Annotated in this window: 24 protein-coding genes; 9 read left to right on the top strand and 15 right to left on the bottom strand. The window is 52.5% G+C overall.

Annotation, left to right across the window (positions count from 1 at the left end):
• Window positions 1–69: 69 nt before the first annotated feature.
• From IE076_RS09235 to IE076_RS09215, 5 genes are all read right to left on the bottom strand, one after another.
• Window positions 70–912 carry a cytochrome c1 gene (locus tag IE076_RS09235; protein ID WP_189436500.1) on the bottom strand — a complete coding sequence of 281 codons (843 nt, stop codon included), beginning with the start codon at window positions 910–912 and terminating at the stop codon, window positions 70–72.
• A 20-nt stretch (window positions 913–932) separates the two neighbouring features.
• Window positions 933–2,168, bottom strand: coding sequence for a cytochrome b (locus IE076_RS09230; RefSeq protein ID WP_189436499.1), 1,236 nt, complete (start codon window positions 2,166–2,168; stop codon window positions 933–935).
• Window positions 2,169–2,191: 23 nt separating this feature from the next.
• The gene (petA, locus tag IE076_RS09225; protein WP_189436498.1) at window positions 2,192–2,752 is read right to left on the bottom strand and encodes a ubiquinol-cytochrome c reductase iron-sulfur subunit; all 561 of its coding nucleotides are present in this window, start codon (window positions 2,750–2,752) and stop codon (window positions 2,192–2,194) included.
• A gap of 363 nt (window positions 2,753–3,115) precedes the next feature.
• Complete coding sequence (locus IE076_RS09220) at window positions 3,116–4,954, bottom strand: ABC transporter ATP-binding protein (RefSeq protein WP_189436497.1); 1,839 nt, start codon at window positions 4,952–4,954, stop codon at window positions 3,116–3,118.
• A gap of 73 nt (window positions 4,955–5,027) precedes the next feature.
• Window positions 5,028–5,417 carry a hypothetical protein gene (locus IE076_RS09215; protein WP_189436496.1) on the bottom strand — a complete coding sequence of 130 codons (390 nt, stop codon included), beginning with the start codon at window positions 5,415–5,417 and terminating at the stop codon, window positions 5,028–5,030.
• Between the two features lie 569 nt (window positions 5,418–5,986).
• Between IE076_RS09215 and IE076_RS09210 the strand changes: the two genes are divergently transcribed.
• The 4 genes from IE076_RS09210 to hemF all read left to right on the top strand — a co-directional run bounded on the left by IE076_RS09210 (window position 5,987) and on the right by hemF (window position 8,776).
• Complete coding sequence (locus IE076_RS09210; protein ID WP_189436495.1) at window positions 5,987–6,442, top strand: tRNA (cytidine(34)-2'-O)-methyltransferase; 456 nt, start codon at window positions 5,987–5,989, stop codon at window positions 6,440–6,442.
• 68 nt (window positions 6,443–6,510) lie between these two features.
• Window positions 6,511–7,089, top strand: a complete 579-nt coding sequence (locus IE076_RS09205; protein ID WP_189436494.1) for a DUF1176 domain-containing protein — start codon at window positions 6,511–6,513, stop codon at window positions 7,087–7,089.
• Window positions 7,090–7,217: 128 nt separating this feature from the next.
• Window positions 7,218–7,775: a DUF1176 domain-containing protein gene (locus tag IE076_RS09200; RefSeq protein WP_189436493.1), complete on the top strand. Its 558-nt coding sequence runs from the start codon at window positions 7,218–7,220 to the stop codon at window positions 7,773–7,775.
• Window positions 7,776–7,864: 89 nt separating this feature from the next.
• Window positions 7,865–8,776 (top strand): oxygen-dependent coproporphyrinogen oxidase, encoded by a 912-nt coding sequence (gene hemF, locus IE076_RS09195; protein ID WP_189436492.1) that lies wholly within the window; start codon window positions 7,865–7,867, stop codon window positions 8,774–8,776.
• A gap of 73 nt (window positions 8,777–8,849) precedes the next feature.
• Here the strand turns inward: hemF and IE076_RS09190 are convergent, their stop codons facing one another.
• On the bottom strand, window positions 8,850–9,440 hold the full coding sequence (locus IE076_RS09190; RefSeq protein WP_189436491.1) for a DUF2087 domain-containing protein: 591 nt from the start codon (window positions 9,438–9,440) through the stop codon (window positions 8,850–8,852).
• Between the two features lie 564 nt (window positions 9,441–10,004).
• On the opposite strand from IE076_RS09190, the gene IE076_RS09185 reads away from it, so the two are divergent.
• A complete protein-coding gene (locus IE076_RS09185; RefSeq protein WP_189436490.1) occupies window positions 10,005–11,138 on the top strand; it encodes a TolB family protein in 1,134 nt (377 codons plus the stop codon).
• 49 nt (window positions 11,139–11,187) lie between these two features.
• On the opposite strand, the gene fumC is transcribed toward IE076_RS09185, so the two are convergent.
• A complete protein-coding gene (fumC, locus tag IE076_RS09180; RefSeq protein WP_189436489.1) occupies window positions 11,188–12,594 on the bottom strand; it encodes a class II fumarate hydratase in 1,407 nt (468 codons plus the stop codon).
• A 241-nt stretch (window positions 12,595–12,835) separates the two neighbouring features.
• On the opposite strand from fumC, the gene IE076_RS09175 reads away from it, so the two are divergent.
• The 3 genes from IE076_RS09175 (at window position 12,836) to IE076_RS09165 (ending at window position 15,503) form a co-directional block, all read left to right on the top strand.
• Window positions 12,836–13,960, top strand: coding sequence for an AAA family ATPase (locus IE076_RS09175; RefSeq protein ID WP_189436488.1), 1,125 nt, complete (start codon window positions 12,836–12,838; stop codon window positions 13,958–13,960).
• 2 nt (window positions 13,961–13,962) lie between these two features.
• Window positions 13,963–14,949: an EamA family transporter gene (locus tag IE076_RS09170; RefSeq protein WP_189436487.1), complete on the top strand. Its 987-nt coding sequence runs from the start codon at window positions 13,963–13,965 to the stop codon at window positions 14,947–14,949.
• An 80-nt stretch (window positions 14,950–15,029) separates the two neighbouring features.
• The gene (locus IE076_RS09165) at window positions 15,030–15,503 is read left to right on the top strand and encodes a PAS domain-containing protein (protein WP_189436486.1); all 474 of its coding nucleotides are present in this window, start codon (window positions 15,030–15,032) and stop codon (window positions 15,501–15,503) included.
• Between the two features lie 53 nt (window positions 15,504–15,556).
• On the opposite strand, the gene IE076_RS09160 is transcribed toward IE076_RS09165, so the two are convergent.
• Complete coding sequence (locus IE076_RS09160; RefSeq protein WP_189436485.1) at window positions 15,557–16,762, bottom strand: MFS transporter; 1,206 nt, start codon at window positions 16,760–16,762, stop codon at window positions 15,557–15,559.
• 309 nt (window positions 16,763–17,071) lie between these two features.
• Window positions 17,072–17,542, bottom strand: coding sequence for a MarR family winged helix-turn-helix transcriptional regulator (locus tag IE076_RS09155; protein WP_189436484.1), 471 nt, complete (start codon window positions 17,540–17,542; stop codon window positions 17,072–17,074).
• 181 nt (window positions 17,543–17,723) lie between these two features.
• On the opposite strand from IE076_RS09155, the gene IE076_RS09150 reads away from it, so the two are divergent.
• The gene (locus IE076_RS09150; protein WP_189436483.1) at window positions 17,724–18,155 is read left to right on the top strand and encodes an organic hydroperoxide resistance protein; all 432 of its coding nucleotides are present in this window, start codon (window positions 17,724–17,726) and stop codon (window positions 18,153–18,155) included.
• 125 nt (window positions 18,156–18,280) lie between these two features.
• Here the strand turns inward: IE076_RS09150 and IE076_RS09145 are convergent, their stop codons facing one another.
• The 6 genes from IE076_RS09145 to IE076_RS09120 all read right to left on the bottom strand — a co-directional run bounded on the left by IE076_RS09145 (window position 18,281) and on the right by IE076_RS09120 (window position 22,712).
• Window positions 18,281–19,333: a TIM44-like domain-containing protein gene (locus tag IE076_RS09145; RefSeq protein ID WP_209008993.1), complete on the bottom strand. Its 1,053-nt coding sequence runs from the start codon at window positions 19,331–19,333 to the stop codon at window positions 18,281–18,283.
• Between the two features lie 196 nt (window positions 19,334–19,529).
• Window positions 19,530–19,952, bottom strand: a complete 423-nt coding sequence (locus IE076_RS09140; protein WP_189436481.1) for a DUF1284 domain-containing protein — start codon at window positions 19,950–19,952, stop codon at window positions 19,530–19,532.
• Window positions 19,949–21,175 carry a CCA tRNA nucleotidyltransferase gene (locus tag IE076_RS09135; RefSeq protein WP_189436480.1) on the bottom strand — a complete coding sequence of 409 codons (1,227 nt, stop codon included), beginning with the start codon at window positions 21,173–21,175 and terminating at the stop codon, window positions 19,949–19,951. The genes IE076_RS09140 and IE076_RS09135 overlap by 4 nt, the downstream gene beginning before the upstream one ends.
• Window positions 21,172–21,444: a DUF6111 family protein gene (locus IE076_RS09130; RefSeq protein WP_209008992.1), complete on the bottom strand. Its 273-nt coding sequence runs from the start codon at window positions 21,442–21,444 to the stop codon at window positions 21,172–21,174. The genes IE076_RS09135 and IE076_RS09130 overlap by 4 nt, the downstream gene beginning before the upstream one ends.
• Window positions 21,444–22,064: a CoA pyrophosphatase gene (locus IE076_RS09125; protein ID WP_189436479.1), complete on the bottom strand. Its 621-nt coding sequence runs from the start codon at window positions 22,062–22,064 to the stop codon at window positions 21,444–21,446. Before IE076_RS09125 ends, IE076_RS09130 begins: the two co-directional genes overlap by 1 nt.
• Window positions 22,065–22,091: 27 nt before the next feature.
• On the bottom strand, window positions 22,092–22,712 hold the full coding sequence (locus IE076_RS09120) for a DUF1285 domain-containing protein (protein ID WP_189436478.1): 621 nt from the start codon (window positions 22,710–22,712) through the stop codon (window positions 22,092–22,094).
• Window positions 22,713–23,052: the final 340 nt, after the last annotated feature.

Below are 23,052 nucleotides of genomic sequence, written 5' to 3'. Positions count from 1 at the left end.
CCAGCCAGCACCCCCAAAAAAAAGGGCTACCCAAATAGGATAGCCCCTTTTGAACTTATAAATGTGACCTTAGTGGTCCACATTTCTCCAGATCTTACGCTTTGTGAAGTACAGCAGCGAAGCAAACAGGATCAGGAACGCCATCACACCGAAGCCAATGCGCTTGCGGGCTTCAAGGTGAGGTTCAGCAGTCCACATCAGGAATGCAGAAACGTCACGAGCGTACTGATCAACAGTCATAGGAGAACCATCGGTGTACTCAACGGCTTCATCAAACAGCGGTGGCGCCATAGCAAGCGTCTGACCCGCGATGAAGTTAGGGTTGTAGTACTGGCCTTCAGGAACCTCTACGCCCTCAGGAGCGTCGTGATAACCGGTCAGCAGGCCGTACAGATAGTCCGGGCCATTTTCCTGATACTGCGTCGCAATATCCAAAACAAACCATGGGAAACCACGAGTAACCGCGCGTGCCTTTGCGATCAGAGACAGATCTGGTGGGTAAGCACCATTGTTGGAAGCACGGGCTGCCTGCTCATTCGGGAATGGAGATGGGAATCTGTCGAACGGCTTACCTTCGCGTTCGAACATCTCACCTTCCTCATCCGGACCATCCTGAATGAAGTACTCAGCAGAAAGCGCGCTGACTTCATCCGTGGAGAAACCCGGACCGCCTTCTTCAGCAAGGTTACGGAATGCAACGAGGCTCAGACCGTGACAGGCAGCACAAACTTCCCTGTACACCTGAAAGCCGCGCTGCAGCTGCGCTTTGTCAAACTGGCCGAACGGGCCAGCAAAAGACCAAGGCTGCTTTTCTACATGCGGGCCTTCACCAGCTGCGAGAGCTGGTCCGGCAATTGCCAGACCTGCAACAACAGCAAGGGCACGTACGCTTTTGAACATCAGATTTTTCATCTTACCAAAATCCCCTGCCCTTAGGACGCACTGCCGGTTTTACCCAGCACAGCATCATTGATTGAGTCAGGTACCTTCTTCGGCTTTTCGATCAGGCCAAGGACTGGCAGGATCACCAAGAAGTGGATGAAGTACAGTGCGGTAAAGATACGTGACAGGATCACGTAGATACCTTCCGCAGGCATCGCGCCCAGCCAGCCAAGCATGACAGAGTAGAACACAAACAGCCAGAAGAACACTTTGAACACTGGACGGAATGCGCCGGAACGCACCTTGGAAGTGTCGAGCCAAGGCAGAACAAACAGAACTGCAATCGCACCAAACATCGCGATAACGCCACCGAGCTTGTCCGGGATAGCGCGCAGAATCGCGTAGAACGGCAGGAAGTACCACTCAGGAACGATGTGTGCAGGCGTAACCATTGGGTTCGCTTCGATGTAGTTGTCCGGGTGACCCATGTAGTTCGGCAGGTAGAATGCGAACCAGGAGAAGAAGATCATGAAGATCACGATCGCGAACAGATCCTTCACCGTGTAATACGGGTGGAAAGAGATCGTGTCCTTCTCGGACTTAGGATCAACACCAACTGGGTTGTTGTTACCAGCAATGTGGAACGCCCAGATGTGCAGCAGCACAACACCAACAATCACGAATGGCAGCAGGTAGTGCAGTGAGAAGAAGCGGTTCAGTGTTGGGTTACCAACGGAGAAACCACCCCAGAGCCATGTTGTAATGCTCTCACCAACAACCGGGATAGCAGAGAACAGGTTGGTGATAACCGTTGCGCCCCACAAAGACATCTGACCCCATGGCAGCACGTAGCCCATGAATGCAGTTGCCATCATCAGCAGGAACAGCAGAACACCGAGGATCCAGGCGATTTCGCGCGGTTCTTTATAAGAGCCGTAATACATGCCACGGAACATGTGGATGTACACCGCAATAAAGAACATGGATGCGCCGTTCATGTGCAGATAACGCAACAACCAACCGTAGTTCACATCACGCATGATGTGTTCAACGGATGCAAATGCCAACGCATCGTTAGGTGTGTAGTGCATAACCAGCACGATGCCGGTAACGAGCTGCACAACCAGCACGAAGAAAGCAATACCGCCGAAGGTCCACCAGTAGTTCAGGTTCTTCGGGGTAGGAAAAGCAACAAAACTCCCATGTACAAGGGAGATTACCGGCAAACGACGCTCCAGCCACTTGGCAGGTGCGCTTTGCGGTTCATAAGTAGAATGACCAGACATAGCAGCCTCCTGAAGGGGTCACGTCAGCCGATTACGATAGTATCGTCGTCGGAGAACTGGAAAGGCGGCACAAGCATGTTTTCTGGCGCCGGGCCTCTGCGAATACGACCAGCAGTGTCGTAGTGAGAACCGTGACATGGGCAGAACCAACCGCCGAAATCACCTGCTTCACCAAGAGGCACACAGCCAAGGTGCGTACAGACGCCGACCATAACAAGCCAGGCTTCATGACCAACAGTCGCTCGGTTGGCGTCAGTCGCCTCTGCATTGTCTTCCAGGTTTGCATTTCGGGCAAACGGGTCTGGCAGATCAGCAATTGGCACTGCAGTCGCCTCAGCGATCTCATTTTCCGTACGTTGACGGATAAAGACTGGCTTACCACGCCAGGTCACAGTGATTGATTGCCCAACTTCAACCGCAGAAACGTCAACTTCAATAGAAGCCAAAGCCAGTGCAGATGCATCCGGGTTCATCTGATGGATAAAGGGCCAAGCCAGAGCTCCCGCACCGACCGCGCCCACGGCGCCGGTCGCGATGTAAAGAAAATCGCGGCGTGTCGGTTCAGCCGTGTCCGTGTGTTCCAAGGTCGCGTCCTCTCGAAACAAAATTGAAAGGGAACACCCAGAAACTCTCGTGAGAGGACAGTACCCACGGCTGGCGGAGCCAACCACTATCTACTCTTCAAAGAGCTACAGGTGAAAATGCGCAAACTACGCACTTACATTAACGGATGCTATCTGCCACCAATGGTCGCACTTGTCTAGGCTCGTTGAAAAATTGAGGACTTATTGTCGCAGACAATTTGGGCATAAAAGCCGAAAAGAGGGGAGAAACGCGTTTTGAAAAAACAAAACTCCGCCGAAAGTAGGGTGGTTTGGGGACCAAAAGACGCAATATTTCCCCAAACCACCTTTGGTTTAAACCACTTGATTCCCGCTCAGGAACCCTTATTCAGCGGCAACCTGCGCAAGGAATCCGCCGGATTGATGGTTCCAGAGATTCTCGTAGATACCGTCAGATTTCAAAAGCTCTTCGTGAGTACCCATTTCTACGATTTTGCCTTGATCCATGACAATTAGGCGGTCCATTGCCGCAATTGTGGAAAGTCTGTGAGCAATCGCAATCACCGTCTTACCCTCCATCAATTCGAACAGGCTCTCCTGAATAGCCGCCTCCACTTCGGAGTCCAAAGCAGACGTTGCTTCGTCCAGAACAAGGATAGGAGCGTCCTTCAACAACACCCGTGCAATGGCAACACGCTGACGCTGACCACCGGAAAGCTTCACACCGCGCTCACCCACCAGAGTATCAAAGCCAGTGCGCCCTTCAGGGTCTTTCAAGCCTTCAATAAACTCCAGAGCATGGGCACGCCGTGCCGCTTCCCTCGCCTCTTCCAGACTCGCACCATCTTTGCCGTAAGTGATGTTCTCCAGAATTGTCCGGTGCAGCAGCGAGGTATCCTGAGAGACAACACCCACATGCTTGCGCAGACTTTCCTGCGTCACACTGCGGATGTCCTGACCATCAATGGCAATACGCCCGCCTTCCAGATCATGGAAGCGCAGCAGCAGGTTCATCAGCGTCGACTTACCAGCACCGGAGCGCCCAACAATGCCGATCTTCTCACCCGGCTTGATGTTAAGCGACAGGTTCTCCAGAACGCCACTGCCTTTGCCATAGTGGAACTTCACATCTTCGAAGCGAATTTCCGCATCAGAAACGACAAGTTCCTTGGCATTCTCCTGATCGCGCACTTCAGTATGCCGGGACAACATGCCCAAGCCATCCTGCACTGTACCGATGTTTTCAAACAGACCTGCCACTTCCCAAAGGATCCATTGGGACATGCCTTGCAAACGCAGGGCCAGGGCAATCGCAATCGCAATGTCACCCGTGGTCACTAACGCACCCTTCCACAGCCAGATGGAAATACCACCTAGCGCCAGAAGCAACAGGTTGTTGATCATTGTCAGGCAGATATTCAGCTTCGTCACATTCCGCATCTGCAAATGCACAGTATCCATGAACTTGCTCATGGAATTCTTGGCATAATCTTCTTCGCGCGCGGCATGCGAGAACAGCTTCACCGTCGAGATATTCGTATACGCATCAACCACATGACCGGTCATCACAGATCGGGCATCTGCCTGTTTCTTAGATATTCTCTTCAGTTTTGGCACGAAGACGTACATGACAACGAAATAGGCTACCAACCACCCCACCATTGGCAGAGCAAGTCGCCAGTCAGCGTTTGCAAGCACAGCAATCGCGGCAAGGAAGTAAACAATCACATAGACAAAAATATCGACAATGCGCGTAATCACCTCTCTGACAGCGAGAGAAGTCTGCATCAGCTTGTTGGCGATGCGACCCGCGAAATCATTATGGAAGAAGCTCAAGCTTTGCCGAAGTAATTGCCGATGCCCCTTCCAGCGGAGCACCATAGGATAGTTGCCAACCAGCCCCTGATGAAAGAGCAGCTCCCATAAACCTGACACAAGCGGCGATATGATTAAGAGCACCACGCCCATCCAAATCAGATGGCTCCAGTTGTCCGCAAAGAAGGTCTCAGGACTTTCGCTGCCCAGCCAATTGACCAGATCACCCATAAACGTGAATACAATGACTTCCAGAATAGCAATTCCAGCAGCAAAGAATGCAATAATAGCAAGCAACACTGACACTGGCTTAGTATAGAACCAGATAAAACCCCAAAACGTACTTGGAGGAGTCTTTATATCCTCCACTTTGAATGGGTCAATAAGCTTCTCAAAATAAGAGAACATGATAAATCCCAATTAATATACTTGGACTATAAAGCGCATTACCACGTCAACATGGTGAGAGGATGACGGCTGCTTACTGCAGCCGCTCATCTCGTTCATATGGATCGCGGCTATCTTTAGGCGCGCCGGCAAAAGACCAGATCAAACTGGCAATGCCGACACCAACCGCAAAGGCGCCAACTATGGTATCGATGACACGCCCTTTGAACAGCGTGCCAGCCTCATAGGCTCCGTTGGACCGTACAAATTCAACCAGACCCAGCTCTGCGTAAAGCGTTGGAATAATTGCAAAAAATGCAACTCCAGCACTAATCATCAAGAACCAGAAGGCATGCACAAGGCCCTGTGAAAGTGTGGTTTTTCCCAATCCCGCAGAGCGCACATAGCGACCGCCATCGACTGGAATTTGAGACATAGAACCATCACGGGACGCAATCTGCGCCCAGATAAACGACGTAATCATTGGAGATACTCCGACAACATATGCATGCAACCGCAGACGTGAAGCGTCCGTAAGGGAGGGCTGCATTAAGAAAATACGAGTTAGGAAGTGTTGGAAATCCGCTTTCTAAGCGGAAAATGGGCGGCCTGTGTACCAAGCAGAATGCATAGCGCATTTGCCAGTCGCCGGGAGAACATTTGCGTTCACGAGCACAAATTCAGTATTCATGTATGTCTCCCTGGTTCCAACGTTTTAAAAATAGCTGATCGGGCGATCAGCAACTCGGAGAGTCTCGTCAAATGAGATGAGGGCTCTCGGCCGGTGCGAGATGCTTATACTCATAAAGACCGAAACATGCCTAGCCCCTAAAACTAGGGAAAAACACTTTAGATTGCACTGTATCTTTTTCGCAACATATATCACCAATTACAATGAAAGCACTTGATTCCTATCAGCAAAATCACAATGGGCGCCCGCACCTATCAACAAACACTATGTTTTTTCTGGAGATTTTCACTGGGTTCCGCTAGATGCCCGAGTAATGCTTCCATAAGCCATTCTGATAGGACCGAAAGCGAGCACCACGCACCATGCCAGATATTGCCCTGTACCAACCCGACATTCCGCAAAACACCGGGACACTGTTGCGGTTGGCCGCCTGCATGGATGTGACCCTGCACCTGATCGAACCCGCCGGGTTTCCCTTGTCTGACCGAGCACTGAAGCGCGCCGGCATGGATTACATCGAGCGGGCAAAGCTCCAACGCCATATGGATTGGGAGAGTTTTCGTGAATGGCAGTTGGCGGAAAAACGTCGCTTGATCCTGATGACCACCAAGGGATCGCGCCCGTACACCCAGTTTGCCTTCAAGAAGGACGACCTGATCCTGATGGGCCGCGAAAGCTCAGGCGTTCCTGAAAATGTCCACCAGGTCGCTGACGCCAGACTACTGATTCCTATGAAGAATGGTATGCGCTCACTCAACATGGCCGTCTCCACCGGAATGGTGCTTGGTGAGGCCCTGCGCCAAACAGATTGTTTTTGAGCAAGACACAACCTAGACTGGCTACGTTACTAAATGCGTTGCTTTGCGCTGGTTAGGTTTTTTCTGCGATGTTTGAAAGTATCACAAGAAAAATTGCTCATCTGTTGCGCAGCGCATGCGTTCTCATGATCCCCCTGCCCGCTTTGGCAGGGGCTCCGCTTGAGCCGATACTTTATCCCCGCCGCTTCGATGAGGCGGAACTGGAGCGCCACCTACACCTGCTCAACCAGATATACCCCTGCAAATGGTATGATGCACACAAACGGAACGGGTATAACCTCTACGACCTTGGCAATGGCATTCAGGTCCTGGAGTTCTCCTGCACCGTCGGCCTGCACAATCTGGCAAACCTGTACGTTCGCAAATACATAGACCGCAGCCAACCGGCAAAACTCGTTGCTCTGCGCCGGCCAAAGGGACAGCCGATCACCAGCAAATACATCCTCTTCAACAGCTTCTGGGATCATAATCGCGCCGCTCTGACTAGCTTCACGGTAGATCGCGGATTGTCAGACTGCGGTTCGTTTGAGGTCCACCGCTTCACGCCACAAGGCAATCTGGAACTGGTGGAATATCGCGCCAAGCACACCTGTGACGGAAAATTCCGCGAACCCACCGAGTATCCGTTGGTCTACCCGATGATGTAACCGGGCAAGCCAACAGCTAAAGCCCTCCCTTTGCCGGTAAACACATTTAAACCAAGAGTTTTTAGGCAAGCGTAATGGCTAGGCGGCATTCTGTGACAGGACACGACCAGTCAACGAGGAAGGCCACCATGCCCAGATACGTGTATCCAAGCATTGCTTTTATCTTTGCGGCCCTTCTGACCAGCCCGACACAAGCCGAGCCCGTTCAACCCGTAAAAGAAAATGATCCGACAATCCTGAACCACTACATAGACATGCTAAATGCAGCTCACCCCTGCAGTTGGAGAGAAGACTACGAGACGAGAGGCCATCACCGCCTGACGTTCAATGAGTTCGTACAGGTGCTGGAATTTTCCTGTTCCATGACCCCATATAACGATGCCCATCTCTACGTCCACCTGGATTCCAGAGACCCGGACGAAGCAGCATTGCTGGCCTTTGAGCGTCCCCCAAGTGTACCCAACGATGATCCCGAGGTCGTCTTCAACGGTGTCTGGGACATCAAGACCGGAGATTTGACCAGCTTTATGAAGGGTACTGGCCTTGGAGACTGCGGGACCTATGAGGTCCACAGGTTCACCCCACAAGGCTACCCCTACTTGCTTGAGTACCGCGCCAAACCTGAGTGCGATGGCAATTACGATCAGCCAGCGAATTATCCCGTCATCCTTGAGAGACAGGAATAGTCCAGCGCCCAGCGCTGCCTCACCTGTACTTCTCAGTGCCCCTCCATTACATAGAGCAGCAAAGAACGCTTTGCGCTCAAGGAGGGACGATGAGCGAGACACAAAACACCCTTCCAGCTGATCTGGAAGACAAAAAGCAAGAAGCATCCATTTGGTTTAGCCAGCTGCGCGACAACATCTGCAACGCCTTTGAAAAGCTGGAAGACGAAGTCGGAGAGACAAATGGGCCCCTCTCGGACCAGCCAGCCGGACGCTTTGAGCGCACCCCATGGGAACGCACCGATCACAGCGGTGGGCACGGCGGCGGCGGCGTCATGTCCTTGATGCATGGCCGCGTCTTTGAAAAAGTCGGCGTTCATGTCTCCACAGTCCATGGCGAGTTCTCCCCCGAATTCCGCGACCAGATCCCCGGCGCCAGCGAAGACCCACGCTTCTGGGCCTCCGGCATCTCCCTGATCGCTCACATGCACAACCCAAATGTACCGGCAGTGCATATGAACACCCGCATGGTGGTCACCACCAAGCAGTGGTTTGGCGGCGGCGCAGATCTGACGCCTGTTCTTGGCGCCCGCCGGACACAGGAAGATCCGGACACAGTCGAATTCCACGAGGCCATGAAAGCAGCCTGCGCCGACCATCCGGGCGCAGACTACGACCACTTCAAGAAATGGTGTGACGAGTACTTCCATCTGCCACACCGCAACGAAGCACGCGGCATCGGCGGCATCTTCTACGACCGCCACAACACCGGCGACTGGAACGCAGACCTTGCCTTCACCAAATCTGTCGGCAACGCCTTCCTCGACATCTATCCAAAGCTGGTCCGCAAGAACTTCCTGACCCCATGGACAGACGAACAGCGCGAAGAGCAGCTGGTCCGCCGTGGCCGTTACGTGGAGTTCAACCTGCTCTACGACCGCGGCACCATCTTTGGCCTCAAGACAGGCGGAAACGTCGCCTCCATCCTGTCCTCCATGCCACCCATCGTAAAGTGGCCATAAGCAGACCAACCACAACAAGCTCCCCGGCCGACAGGTCGGGAAGCCTTCTGACTGATTGCAAGGTACAGCCAGCTTAAGCGCTCGGCCTCACAATGAACGATAGCGCAGAGCTGCCCGCACTGCTTTCCAACCGCCTTGCCTTCAAACGCCCATTCAACTCACGCGCTTCGGCAGGGGGCTTCTGTTCCTGTCGTCTGTAATCAGAACCATCACGCTTGCGATGCAGCAGCCCGAGCGAAAACAACTCTCGCCTCAGAAGAGCTGGATCGGCAAAGCGATGGATAGCATTCAGTAGCGAACTGACTTCCTTCTCGCTCATGGATGTGCCTGAAGGTATCTGCGACCATAACTGCCACAGGCAAAGCACCTGCACTTGTCGGCGGGCCGGCCAACTCACCAACTGCCCACTTTCGTCAAACTGATTCAGAGCACGCCCCACCAGCCGATGATCAACCACTTCCGCAACTGGAGGCGTATCAACACGGCGCTCCGCAGTGTGTGCCACCTTCATATGCTGGAAGTTCTGGAAACCCGCTGCTTTGGCAAGCATATTCATCAGCTCCACATGCGAAGGCGCGTTGCCACGGGATTTTATTTGACGGGCAACACTGCGTGCAAACTGGGAAACATCGGGCGCGCTTAAAGGGACCGGGACTCTCGACATAGCAAAATCCTTTTGGGCCGCATCTGATTTTCGTGGTCGCTGACTTACAAAGCGGCATCGGACATAAATGTCGATTACTGTCGAAGTGACTGGCAGGTTTAGCTCCCCTCCCGGGGCAGCGACGCCTAGGGAACTGCCGACCTGCCACGACAATAGGTGCTAGAAATGCAGGATGTCAACACACGGTTGCGTCCGTTCCAATGACCTGCCTCAGCAGTTGCGACACGATTATTGTGATGAAAGTACTTTGCATGCGCCCACCCCAAGAGTTTACATTGATTGGCATACCAAATATCCAGTTGCGCTTATTGCTAACTTTCAAGTACCGTCATCAAAATTTGCTTGGGGGATTCTTGGGTAGCTGAAGGCATAACATTACGTGACATTGAAGATGCCAGTATGGCTAAACGTCTTACCCAATGCGATTGTTTTATACATTTGCCAGAAGATCGCTCACGCGATCATGTTCAAAGTTTTTCTTTGAGTGCAATAAATAGATTCTTGTTTTTGATCGACCGGACTACTTGCTTTCAGTCCAGCTATTTTTTGAGGAATACTCTTATTATGGTCCAGTCCTCCAAATCTGATAAGCCTTCGCCCTCTGCATTCAGAACATATCTATCTATAGCTCTTCTATCTCTTGCAATCTTGATCATCTGCTCCTTTGTATTATGGAAGGATTACGGAGCAAATGCTGTCCCAAAGCAAATTGCTTTCGGGTTTCATTTTGATGCCAACAAGACATATTTTGCATTTTTCCACGTCCTCGCCAAGGGGGAGGCTGGTATGGTCCTTTACAATTCAAAAACAGATGAAACAAAGCTATATACTGCGTCAGAAAAAGGAATTCAGTCTCCGCACTTTGGTAAAAACGCTGACCAGATATTCCTTGCTGCAAACCCACGCTTGAACAGTGACCCCACCAATAGTGATGCCAACACCGGAACTTTTGTGAGCCACCTTTACAAATGCAACATAACAAACGACAGCTGTGACCGACAGTTTGACTTTCCCGGAAATATCCGAGCTTCCGCAGAGCTCTCAGATGGCAATATTCTATTCTCCGGCGGAACACCCTCAAACATGGCCGATCCTTTTGCGCCCAAGGCTGTCTTTGTTGGATATCGCGATTTTGAATTTTATCTTTTTGATCAACGAACCAAAGCCACCGAAAAGCTAACTGGCATTAATGCAATTGTGCTGGCACCAATTAGTGTTGCCGGACGCCGTGTCGCATTTCAGATGGATAGCAGGTTTCGCCGCTTTAAAAGCGAGATCTATTTAGCCACTCTGAACAGTGATAACCAGTTTGAAGATCTAGTTGAAGCCATAACAGAACCCTTTATCTCCTACGGAACCAAACCCAACTTAAGGCCTTCACTGTCTCCCGACGGGAGGCACCTCGTTTTTGAAGCCGCCACAAGCCGATCTGAGACCCGTGGCTACGTTTATGTATTTGTTATTGCCGATGTGCAGACCAAAAGTGTTGTCGAGGTGTTTGCCCCGATGGAAACTGGCAACGCCAACAATCTTTCTATGCCCGTATTCATTGACGACACGACCATTAGATACATACAGCTCGAGCGCGGTGAGTATTCCTTGTGGCAATATTCTCTTCAGAGCGGAGAACCTGAACTCATCAAGCGCCTAAAAATAAGCGACATCGCACTTATTGAGCGAATAAATATCTCAAGATAGCAACGCTAGCATTCTGACACGAATGTTGGTTTCGGCGTGGGCAACCGCCCTACCCCGGCCTGACCATCTTCTCAGGCCGTACAACACTGTCAAACTCTTCTGCGGTCACATACCCAAGGCGAAGCGCTTCTTCTTTCAGGGTCGTCCCGTTTTTGTGCGCGGCCTTGGCAATTTCCGTTGCCTTGTCATAGCCAATGGTCGGCGCAAGTGCTGTCACCAGCATCAGCGAGCGCTCCATCAGCTCTTCAATGCGTTCAATATTCGGCTCAATGCCAACAACACAGCGATCCGCAAAGCTCCGCATACTGTCCGCGAGCAGCGAGATAGATTGTAACAGACTATTGGCAATCACAGGCTTGAACACGTTCAGCTCAAAGTGCCCGGTCGCCCCTGCCATACTCACTGTAGTTTGATTACCCATCACCTGCGCGCACACCATTGTCATGGCCTCACACTGGGTCGGGTTCACCTTCCCCGGCATAATAGAAGACCCCGGCTCATTGGCAGGTAAGTTGAGCTCCCCGAGACCAGATCGCGGACCGGAGCCCAGGAAGCGAATGTCATTGGCAATCTTCATAAGAGAAACAGCAAGCGTATTCAGTGCGCCGTGGGTAAACACCGCCGCATCATGAGTTGCCAGAGCTTCAAACTTATTGATTGCCGTCACAAATGGCACACCTGTAACCGAGCTAACACACGCCGCAAAAGCCTCGGCGAACTCAGGCGTTGAGTTGAGGCCGGTTCCCACCGCCGTGCCACCCTGTGCAAGGCGATAGAGCCCGACAAGGCTCTGCTCAATACGTTCCTTGGAGTACTCCAGCTGCGCCACATAACCGGAAAACTCCTGCCCCAATGTCAAAGGCGTGGCGTCCTGCGTATGCGTGCGGCCAATCTTCACAATATCCGCAAAGGCCGCCACCTTGGCTTCCAGCGCATCATGCAGATGAATCAGCGCAGGCAGCAGCACCTTGTTGATCTCACAGGCCGCCGCAATGTGCATCGCAGTGGGGAATGTGTCGTTGGAGGACTGCCCCATATTCACGTGATCATTGGGATGAACAGGAGACTTGCTTCCAATCTCCCCGCCCAGCAACTCAATCGCTCGGTTTGCGATCACTTCGTTGGCGTTCATGTTCGACTGCGTGCCGGAGCCCGTCTGCCAGATCACCAGCGGAAAATGGTCATCCATCCGGCCGGAAATCACTTCCGTCGCCGCCTGACAAATGGCCTTACCCAGATTCTCGGGCAACCGCCCTTCATCCATGTTCACCTTGGCAGCAGCCAGTTTCACCACACCCAGCGCATGAATAAGTGCGGAGGGAAGACGCTCACGGCCAATAGGAAAGTTGATCAAAGACCGTGCGGTTTGTGCGCCCCAATACTTGTTACTGGGAACGTCCAGCACTCCGAAACTATCGGACTCCTGTCGCATACCTTCAGAATTTCGAACAGACATTGAAACCTTCCTCTTAAACGCATTCCCGCAAACAGACAGTGCTCTTCAGGCGAAATACGCGAAACACACACCATACGACAATTTGAGTGCTCCGGTCCAAACACAAATTCGCGTTTGAACCTGCGCGAGAACAAAACGTGAATTTCCAGTGTACGAACCGCACGGTTCAATTTACAATCACAACCTAACCTGCTTATTCTCAACCATACCTACCTAAGATATATCAAAAAAGTTTCACCAGATGACCTTGCCTCCACTCTCGGCGATCGGAATTGAGAATTACCGGTCCGTACATAAGCTCTTCATGCGGGTTGGCGCCGTCAACGTGTTTGTCGGCAACAATGGCGTGGGCAAAACCAATCTTTACAAGTCGCTGGAGCTTCTGCAGCAGGCAGCACTGGGCCGCATCACCCGTGCAGTCTCCGAGGAAGGCGGCGTCGAAAGCGTCATGTGGGCTGGAGAGCTGAAGACCCATGAGAAAAAGCGCATCATCCTGCGGGCTGATCTGGGCGATCTCTCCTACCGCATCCAGCTGGGGCTCCCCAACCCGATCTCCGAGCCTGCTCTTCCTCTTGAAACCATGGTCCGGGAGGAAGAACTCACACTCATGACTGGCCCCAAATCCGTTGTGCTGATGAACCGCAAAGGCCCAAGCGCTTTCTTGCGAACCAGCGACGGCAGCCGCATCAACTATGAAAACGAGCTGCTCCCCTCGGAAACAGCGCTCGCAAGCATTCGCGATGGCAGTCGGTTTCCTGAGCTGGATCTGGTCCGCCGCGCCATTGCCGACTGGCGGTTTTACCACACCTTCCGAAGTGACCGCGACAGCCAGCTGCGTCGCCCCAGCCCCAACGTGACCACCCCGACGCTGTCATCTGACGGAAATGATCTGGCAGCCGTGTTCGCAACATTGAAGGAAATCCAGCAGGATACCTACTTTCTGCAGCAAGCCGTGGACGATGCCTTCCCACAAAGCCAGCTGATTATCGAGGCCAATGGACAGGACTGCCGCTTCGCATTGCAAACACCGGAGATCCGCCGCCCGTTCCCCTCTCAGGAGCTGTCGGACGGCACCTTGCAGTATCTCGCCCTGCTGGGCGCCATGTTGTCCTACCGCCTGCCATCGTTCATTGCACTCAACGAACCCGAAGCCAGCCTGCACCCGGACTTGCTGGAACCACTTGCCAAAGTCATTGCCAAAGCCTCGGAAAGAAGCCAGATCTGGCTCGTCACCCATTCAGAGCAACTTGCTGATCATATTGCCAATCATGCAGGGGCATTCCCGAGGCGAATTCATAAAGAAAACGGCGAAACCGGAATTGATGGTCTGAAGATCACCGGCGAATTCATCGGAGAGGACTACTAAACTTGACCCCCAAAGGTTTGATTGTCTGCCTTGCCACTATGGTAAGTTGGGCGCTTCTTATTGTTATCAGCAAGGGTTTGCTGCTGACCTACAATCTCGATCCATGGATCTTCACCATCATCCAGTTGATGTTTGGCGGCCTGTTCCTGATCACCATCAGCCGAAAGCTTGGTGCAACCATAGAGGCGCTCAAAAGCCCGTACACCTGGGCCTATGGCGTTGCCCGAGTGCTCTCCGCCGCCTGCTTCACCGCCTCCCTGCTTTACATCAGTGCCGCAAACGCGGGCTTTTTTGGCCTTATCTCCGTCCCTTTTTCCGCGCTCGCATTTCTCCTTTTGTTTCTCCGCAAGCCATCCCTTCTGGAACTGCCCGGCCACCTGATCATCATCCTCGGCGTTGCACTGCTCATTTCCTCACTGGAAGGCACCTACTCCAACCCTGCTGTTTATCTGATGATTTTCTCGGAGTTCGCAGTGGTCGCCTCAGTTATTATCGCTGAGTTCCACCCGCAAAATCAGGGTGACAACCTCAATGAGCGCGCCTCCCTCAGCGGCGTCATGCTTGTCGCCAGCGCTTTGATCATGCTCATCTGTTTGGCAGCTCTGTCCTTTGTCACGGACGGCCCTGCAACCACGGCACAGGATGTAGCAGACTGGACAAGCAACCTGCCGCTCATAGATCTGTCGCAGGTCTGGAGCCCGACCATGTGGCTCACCGCCATCGCCGTCGGCATCACCCTGCGCGGTGTCTCCATGTTCCTGTCCATGCAAGCCATCAGTCTGGTCGGAGGGCAAAACTATGTGGCCACAATCGCGGCCCTGCCCTTCACCTCACTGCTGTTTGAGGTGATTGCAGACAAGGTCAACTACCTGCCACAGGCTGTCCCAGACCCGATTACCATTCTGGCGGGTGTAATCATGACCGCTGGGTCAATGGGCATATTATGGGCACGTCAACGTAAGCTCAAAACCGCAACCGCGTTCTCCTAGCCCACTAAAACCCAAGTATTTCTGAAAGCAATTACTTACTCGCTGTCGCTAGAATTTCGGCAAACAGCGAGTAAGTAGGCATGACAAAAAAAAACAGCGAACTGCCGGAAGTCACCGAAAAACGCATTCTGGAAGCATGGAAGTTGTCTGCATGGGCGGACCGCCTGCTGGAAGAGGCAGGTGTCGGTATCTCCATCATCGATAAAGACGGCAAACTGCTCTACTACAACAAATGGGCCGCAGAACATCTGGACCGTGCCCCCGATTATATTGGGCGCAGCGTGAAGGAGCATCACCATCGCCCCATCACCAACCCTCGCTTTGATGCCATACTGCAGCTGTTTAAGGATGGCCGAAAAGATCCGCACCACTACGTGGCAAATCCCTACTTCAACACGCCCCTGTTCGTCACCGTCTCGCCCATCCATATTGACGGAGAGCTGGTCGGCTTTTCACAGTTCATTATGCTGAAGGACGAAGTGCAGCAACTATGCAAGCTGTTTGACGAGCAAGGCCGCGCACCATTCGAGAAGGCACTATTTCCCGACACCTGAACCACCGGAAACGATTAGGTGTGAATTCTGAAAACGTTGGGTCTCTTCAAAACTCAGGTCTTAGACAACGCTTGGGAAGTGAGTACGGACCTGTTCCGCAGCAAGGCAAATAAGCACTCGATACTACCCAGTAGCACAACAACTGAGATCAGTGCTGTTTTGCCAAACGCAACGATGATCCAGCCGCCCAGGAGCGGGAACCCGAAGACCCCAATAAAATATGAGAACACAAACCAAGTCAGTGCTGCATTCTGATCGGCTGGATCGGAAATGTCGTTAACTGCCTGAGCTTGGATGAGCGGGTAAACAAGGCCGTAACCCAATCCCAAAAGTGCAGCGGCCAGAACCTGAGCCGCAACACCGAACTCAAACCAAAAAATTAGAGTGGTGCCCAACACCATTGCCACCAGCAGCGCAGGAACTGTGCCTGATGAGGGCAGCCGACTGATAAGCTCAGCCAACGTCCAGCGGGCAAATACGACGGTCACCGCATAGGTCAGGAAGAATGTACTTGCGAAAAGTCCAGTCCCTTCCACCAAGGAGGATTGGTAGGTCATTACACCGCTGAACACACAGGCCCCCAAAGCAACCATGACAATGGGAAATCTCGCCGGACTTGCAAGAATCCGCGGAAGTGATTTGACCCAGGGCTCGATTGCGCGGGTGTCTCTTTGTAAAGGTTCGCGTTTCTCAAAAGCCAGCAGCAAAAAACTGGCACCCAAACAAGAAAGGGAAACGTAGTAGAAGAACTCCGTGGTGCTGAGACCCAAATTGTCCAGAAACAACTCTGCGACAAAGGGGCTGAAGCCTATGCCGGCCATCTGAAATGCTGCAAAACGCATAAACCAGTACGACCGCCCTTCGTTGGTCACACGCTGTGAGAGTGCCATTGGCGCCGCAAGATAGAAAGCCCCCCAGCCAATACCAATCGCGCAGCCACCGATTGCCCCAATAAGGGAAACTTCGCTGCTTGACGCAAGGATGAGAAAGCCAATGGCAAGGAAGACTGCTCCTATCGAAGCCAAGTTTGCAGCCCCGACCTTCCGCGAATACCAGCCGACAATGGAGACACTGGCAAAAGTGCCTACCATGGCTGCGAGCAATACGGTTCCTGTGTCAAGTTCATTGCCCCCGAAGCTCTTATAGTGGCGATTCAAAACAAAGGTCGCCCCATATCCCGTCGCTACCAGTAAAGAGCCAATAAACATGAGATAAGCATTTGAAGCGCCAATTTCCTTCTTTACTAGGCTTGGCCTCAAATTTTTATTCCAAATCATCTAATCGAATACCTTCAGCAACAGATTGACACGAAATAAATCCCAAATGGGGAAATATAAAAAGTGTTTAGATGTCAAATAGAAGTACTGTAAAATAATTATTCAACAATTGACTAATTCAATATCGTCGTCAAATAACGTTATGATTTTGTCGATGCCTAATCGTCAAAAGCCAGTGCAGCCTATCTGCCGCGATTGCTGAAATGGTACAACACGCAACGCCCAAAGATGGGCGACAAAAATCAAACCCAAGACAAGCTCTAGACCGAACAACCTGACCAAATTCAACGATTAAGCGGGCACCTTTGCTTTGGCAGCTGTCAGCTTCCGCTGAATATCATTGAGCTGGTCAACAAGCTCAGTCACGGTTTCCAGAGAAGCATCCAGACTGGTAAAGGCACAGTGCTGCACGTCGATCACCCCATCGCTCAGGCCTCGACCTTCATCCGTTAGACTGACAATCACCTGCCGCTCATCTTCTTTGGAGCGCGTTCTGGAAATAAAACCCATCTCTTCCAGACGCTTTAGCAGCGGTGTCAGCGTGTTCGACTCGAGGAATAACCGCTCCCCCAGCTCCGACACGCGCTGATCGTCCTTTTCGAACAAAGCGAGCAACGTAATATACTGCGGATAGGTGATTCCAAGCTTCTTCATCACCGGTTTGTAGAAACGATTGAAGGCATGATTGGCCTTGTAGATCGCAAAACACAAATGCTGATCTAGTTCAAAGCCTTGAAATTCTTCTGTTTTTTTCTCGGCCATAGCCGCATTCCAGTCCTGGGTTTTATCAATCGATCCGTTTTACCCACACAAACAATTGCCGTCAAATTAAATCGAACACGATTAAATCACTTTTCGATTGACACCCTCCAGAATTGTTCTTAACTATATATCGCAGACGATTTATTTGTGCACGACACATAAAAACAAAGAGGAATATACTATGTCAGTTAAGGTTCTTTACGAGACAAGCGCAGTTGCAACCGGTGGCCGTGATGGCACCGCAAAAACCAAAGATGGTGCGCTGGAAGTGACACTGACAACACCTAAAGAGCTAGGTGGCGCAGGTGGTAACGGTAACAACCCAGAGCAGCTTTTCGCAGCCGGTTATGCCGCTTGTTTCATCGGCGCGATGAAGGTCGTTGCCTCTCAGACCGAAGGTGTCATCTTGCCAGCAGACCTCACCGTCGAATCCACAGTGGGAATTGGCCCGCGCTCTGAAGGCGGCTTTGGTCTGGAAATTGCTCTGGCAGTCACCATCCCAGGTCTGGACCAGGCGAAGGCGGAAGAGGTTGTTGCTGCAGCCCACCAGGTTTGCCCATACTCCAACGCAACCCGCAACAACATCGACGTAAAACTCTCTGTTGCAGTTTAGAGAACACGCTCAGAGCATCCCCGCGATGCTCTGAGCGGCACTTGACCCATCGATCAAAAAAAAGGGGCCTTTCAAGGCCCCTTTTCTTATTCTTATATGATTTCTCAGCGCAGCGCCGACCTGTTTTAGTCGGCCTGCTGAATGGCGGAGAGCTTCCAGCTTTCGCCAGTACCGCGAACAAACGTCCAGATCTCGGTCCGCTCTTCCGGTACATCCGGATTGCCTTCAACAACCTTATTGTTGGAACGGTCGCGCATCACATCAATGGATTCATAACGCATGGCAACAGACGCATAGTCCTTGTCTCCATCACGCCACGCTTCACTCAGGTCACCCTGAAGCAGCTTGATACCGCGCACTTCGTTGACCAGACCGTTGGATGCAGCCTTGCCCAGCTCCTCAGCGAAGTAGCCCATGATCTCCGGCGTGGCGATCTCGCGGATCTTACCGTAATCTTCAGAGCCGTAAGCCGTCCAGACGGTGGTCAGCATTTCCTCAAACTTATCAAAGTCATCGGCGTTCACACCAATCTCGTTGTCTGCTTCGGTAGAAGCGACTGGCTTTTCCTCAAACTGAGGTGCCTGACTGCCACCAAACCCGGTGTTTGGAATGCCAGAGGAACCCGAACGCCGTGGCGCATCCTGCGCACCGGCATCATTAAAACTGAAGCTCTGTTTTTCCTGTGGCTCTGGCTGGTGGCCATAAGCACCTGCAGCTCCTGCTGCCTGTGGCTGTTGCTGCTTCCGGTTACGCAGGAAGCGCATCAGCAGCATGATACCGCCACCGATCAACAGGGCCTGAACGATCATACCGAACATTCCGGCCATCCCGCCAAAGCCGGAACCGAACAGCATACCGAGCAATCCGCCCAGAGCCAGACCACCCAGCATGGAACCTAGGAACCCGCCGCCAAATAAACCACCACGCTTACTTGCAGCCGCCTGAGAAGCGCCGGCAGCATTTTGCTGCGTACCCGGCTTGGTGCTGGTGTTTGGTGTCATGGTCCGCTCAACCGGAGCAGTCTTGGGTGCAGTATTAGTTGTCTTCGGCGCTGTGGCACTGCGTGTGCCACGGCTACCGAAACTAAAGCCACGCTTTGCCTCTGCAAAGTCTGCTGTCACAAAGATCAGACCAATCGAAAACACCAACAAGGTTAAGAACCTTGGAAACTTATTCATTGCAAGCATGTAACCCCTAAACCTGCCTGTAAACTCATGTTCGTCTCATATGGGGGCATTCTATTTAAATTTGAAGCCCTAATTGTGTTCCCGAAAAGTAGAAAACAGATTTCACTCAGAAATATGCGGAAAAACAACGATTTGAGCCTGTACGAAACCTTCTTGGCAAAGCCAAAGGTCTTTGCCCAGCATCCACTTAACCGAGCAAACCTTTTTTAAAACCGCTCTTAGCAATGTCATCACAAAACGGTTGCCACTCGCAGCCATTACATGCCGCTTCCATTTTCCCGTTGCCATAGGCATCGCGCAGCAGGGCAATCATGTCAGCCGATAACACCAGTTCCTCGCCGATCCCAAGCGGACGCTCCAGCACCGCACCCACAATCTCAAGCGCAGCAGCATCGCGCTTGGTAACACTGCACTTGAAGCAATGCGGCTCGGCTTCTTCCTTGATCAGAGCAGCGCAGATATCATCCGGCCCGTCCACGAGCACCACCGGCTCCCCGGCGTTCAAACGCCGAACCACTGCCTTGTAGTTATCCGAAAATGCACGCGAATAGCCATGGCCCACAAACGTCAAAATGCAGAGCAGGTGATGCCCACGTAGTTTAACGCTCACGTTTTCTTGCCCTTATCGCCAAGCAGAGTCTTCAACTCAGCCATCAACTGGTCGGCAGGACACTGATAATCCGCATCCGCCCAAATCTGCTGCGCAAGCCGCATGGCCTTGCCCATTCCCGGTCCCGCCGGAATGCCAGCGGCAATCATCAGCTTGCCAGTCAGCGGAAATGTCGGGATCTCCCAACCTTGCGCAAAATCCAGCATTTCCCGAAGCTGCGCTTCGCTTTGAACAAAACCATACATCCACGCAGTCAAAAGACCATCAATAACACCGGCAGTTCCGTGAGCCACCAGAAGCGCCTTCAAGTCCTGTGTGCTCTGACCAGAGGAACGCAAGGCCTCTGCAACAGCAGCAGCGACTTCAATCTGCTTCTTCTGTCCATTGGAAAGGCGCAGATGCTCACAAACCTGCGGCCCCGCAAGCCCACCAAGCCGCAACACAGGGTCAGCTGCAGCTTCCGGCAAGTCCTCCAGCTGCAGTAAGCGCTTCAGGCGCAAACAGTCGGCGTCCTCGCCCAAAATAAGCTTCAGAATACCGCCCTGCTCCATTAACTCCAGCGCATCCAATGTACGCGGCGCGGTTAGCGTTCTCAATACTTCCTTGGTAATGCGCTCCTTGGAAAGATGCGCAAGCCCATCCTTCAGCTCAAGACAGGCCGCATAACCCTCTGGGTTGATGTCCCCACGCCCGTAGGTCGCAAAGAAACGAAAAAACCGCAGGATACGCAGATAGTCTTCGCGAATACGCGCCCGAGCATCGCCGATAAAACGCAGGTGTCGGTTCAGACAATCCTCAACCCCGCCCAACGGATCAAACAGATCACCATGACGGTCCACGTAAACCGCGTTCATCGTGAAATCCCGGCGCTCAGCGTCTTTTGTCCAGTCCCGCCCAAACTTTACAGTCGCATGGCGGCCATGAGTCTCCACATCTTCACGCAGACACGTCACCTCAATCGGCCGATGGTCAATCACCAACGTCACCGTTCCATGGTCAACACCCGTCGGAACTGCTTTGACGCCAGCAGCCTTTGCTCTGGCCAGCACCACATCCGGCAAAGCAGTGCACGCGATGTCCACATCGTCAACCACTTCACCCAGCAGGGAATTGCGCACGGTTCCGCCAACCGCCCGCGCAACATCGCCATCCTGCTCCAGCACGTCAAAGGCACGCTGAACAGCGGCACTGTCCAGCCAGCCTCTCTCTTGTAACTTGGTCATTGTTCGGGGGTCTCGTGTCCGCCTGGTACAAATTCGCCATCAATCACTTGCGCCGGTCGATACTGCGACCCAAGCGGCGCATGGCTTGTCTCGGCAAGCAACACCAGGCTGGCGATGACAAGAGCGATCCCGCTGATGCTCAACCACAACAACGGGCCATCACGAAAGCGCTTATCACTCTTTGCCTTGCGCACAACCATTACCCACACTGCGTAGGCAATGAATGGAACAAAGAACAACAACCCATGTGTTAGGAGCATTCGTATCATCAGGCATAGACCCTATTATAAAGCACGCGCAGGATGCCTGCGGTGACACCCCATATATAACGCTGCTCAAACGGCATAGCGTAATAATAGCGCGTTTTCCCTCTGAATTCTCCGCTTTTTTTCTGATGGTTTTCAGGATTCATCAGAAAAGAAAGAGGCACTTCAAATACTTCATCCACCTCTGCCGGATTGGGAGAAAGGATCAATGGTGGTTTGACAGTTGCCAGCACCGGCACCACCCGATAGCCTGAACCCGTGTAGTAGTGTCCAAGATCTCCAAGGATCTCTACCAGATTGGCATCCAGCCCCACCTCTTCATGCGCCTCGCGCAAGGCAGCGCCCACAGGCCCTTCATCATCATCATCAATCTTGCCACCAGGAAACGCAATCTGCCCTGCATGGGAGCGAAGGTGTGCCGTCCGCTGTGTGAGAAGAATGGAGGCTTCGGAACCGCGATCAACAATGCCAATCAGAACAGCAGCATCCCTCAGCCTGTCCAGATCCTCGCCATAATCAACAAGATCCGGATTGAGGATATGGTCTCCAGCAGGTTCATGGGGCCGGCTACCCAACCGATCCATCACCCGCGACCTGAAATTTTCTGCCGTAAACTCAGACAAGATTATGCGCCGTCCTAATGTATCTTTCTAAAATCCAAGGTTCTGAACCGTATCCACCACGAAAAATTCGCCATGGCTTTCAAGGCCGACAACCCGTCCCTGCGGGCCATCCCGCTCTTGCAGGTAAGGCGCAAGTTCATGCACCAGCGCCCGCCCAAACAACGCTTCCAGCCGGCCACGAACAAGAATATAGGGTTTCAGCCCCCCATCCTCATCCTGCTGCACAAAGCGGATAGGGTGTTCCGGTCCAGCCTCGACGACATCGCCGCAATTGGTCCGAATAGTAACCACCTGCTCCCCGTCTTGCTGGTGAATATCCATCTCCACAGCCACAAAGGGTGCATCCTCGACAGTCAGACCGATCTTCTCAACTGGCGTGACCAGATAAAACTTTCCGTCGTCTTCCTGCCTGAGAACAGTTGAAAACAGGTGAACCAAAGCCTCGCGCTGAATAGGAGTTCCCATGTAAAACCACGAGCCATCCCGTTTGATCTGCATGTCCAGATCACCGCAAAAATCCGGGTTCCAAAGATGGATGGGAGGTAAGCTCTTGGATTTCCCCGCACGCGAGATCAAGGCCTGAAGACCCTTCGGCATTTCAGTAATCTCTGGAGCGCTCTTTTCTTTCAGTTCAGTTACCACGGTCATTCCACCAGTACATCTAAAGCGTGTCCCCTTGATGAAATTCAATCGAATATCAGGAAGTCACGCTGAACACACCACTATTTGGGTAATATGGTGTCGCAGAAGCCCTAACGCTACCCTCACCACACGCCTGCGCCAAGTTATACCTTTGCGATATCCATGCAACTGCCTCTGCCACAAAGCGAAAACGGATCCTTCGGCCACGATCCGCATACCGCAAAACTGATTAGCAAAACCAGCACCCGAGGCAACGCCCCAAATGCACTTAATTCTCAGGGGCAAAGCAGTTCTTCGTAGCCACAGTCACCATCTGTTCACAAAAATGCCGCTAGGGTAGATCCAA

The sequence above is a fragment of the Pseudovibrio japonicus genome (assembly GCF_014651595.1).
Lineage (GTDB): Bacteria > Pseudomonadota > Alphaproteobacteria > Rhizobiales > Stappiaceae > Pseudovibrio > Pseudovibrio japonicus.
This window is presented reverse-complemented; position numbering and strand designations above follow the sequence as displayed.

Bases quoted from the DNA above. Each gene is read 5' to 3' on its own strand.
- IE076_RS09235 (WP_189436500.1), bottom strand. From the start codon at position 912: ATGAAAAATCTGATGTTCAAAAGCGTACGTGCCCTTGCTGTTGTTGCA.
- IE076_RS09230 (WP_189436499.1), bottom strand. From the start codon at position 2,168: ATGTCTGGTCATTCTACTTATGAACCGCAAAGCGCACCTGCCAAGTGG.
- IE076_RS09220 (WP_189436497.1), bottom strand. From the start codon at position 4,954: ATGTTCTCTTATTTTGAGAAGCTTATTGACCCATTCAAAGTGGAGGAT.
- IE076_RS09215 (WP_189436496.1), bottom strand. From the start codon at position 5,417: ATGATTACGTCGTTTATCTGGGCGCAGATTGCGTCCCGTGATGGTTCT.
- IE076_RS09210 (WP_189436495.1), top strand. From the start codon at position 5,987: ATGCCAGATATTGCCCTGTACCAACCCGACATTCCGCAAAACACCGGG.
- IE076_RS09205 (WP_189436494.1), top strand. From the start codon at position 6,511: ATGTTTGAAAGTATCACAAGAAAAATTGCTCATCTGTTGCGCAGCGCA.
- IE076_RS09200 (WP_189436493.1), top strand. From the start codon at position 7,218: ATGCCCAGATACGTGTATCCAAGCATTGCTTTTATCTTTGCGGCCCTT.
- hemF (WP_189436492.1), top strand. From the start codon at position 7,865: ATGAGCGAGACACAAAACACCCTTCCAGCTGATCTGGAAGACAAAAAG.
- IE076_RS09190 (WP_189436491.1), bottom strand. From the start codon at position 9,440: ATGTCGAGAGTCCCGGTCCCTTTAAGCGCGCCCGATGTTTCCCAGTTT.
- IE076_RS09185 (WP_189436490.1), top strand. From the start codon at position 10,005: ATGGTCCAGTCCTCCAAATCTGATAAGCCTTCGCCCTCTGCATTCAGA.
- fumC (WP_189436489.1), bottom strand. From the start codon at position 12,594: ATGTCTGTTCGAAATTCTGAAGGTATGCGACAGGAGTCCGATAGTTTC.
- IE076_RS09175 (WP_189436488.1), top strand. From the start codon at position 12,836: ATGACCTTGCCTCCACTCTCGGCGATCGGAATTGAGAATTACCGGTCC.
- IE076_RS09165 (WP_189436486.1), top strand. From the start codon at position 15,030: ATGACAAAAAAAAACAGCGAACTGCCGGAAGTCACCGAAAAACGCATT.
- IE076_RS09155 (WP_189436484.1), bottom strand. From the start codon at position 17,542: ATGGCCGAGAAAAAAACAGAAGAATTTCAAGGCTTTGAACTAGATCAG.
- IE076_RS09150 (WP_189436483.1), top strand. From the start codon at position 17,724: ATGTCAGTTAAGGTTCTTTACGAGACAAGCGCAGTTGCAACCGGTGGC.
- IE076_RS09145 (WP_209008993.1), bottom strand. From the start codon at position 19,333: ATGAATAAGTTTCCAAGGTTCTTAACCTTGTTGGTGTTTTCGATTGGT.
- IE076_RS09135 (WP_189436480.1), bottom strand. From the start codon at position 21,175: ATGACCAAGTTACAAGAGAGAGGCTGGCTGGACAGTGCCGCTGTTCAG.
- IE076_RS09130 (WP_209008992.1), bottom strand. From the start codon at position 21,444: ATGATACGAATGCTCCTAACACATGGGTTGTTGTTCTTTGTTCCATTC.
- IE076_RS09120 (WP_189436478.1), bottom strand. From the start codon at position 22,712: ATGACCGTGGTAACTGAACTGAAAGAAAAGAGCGCTCCAGAGATTACT.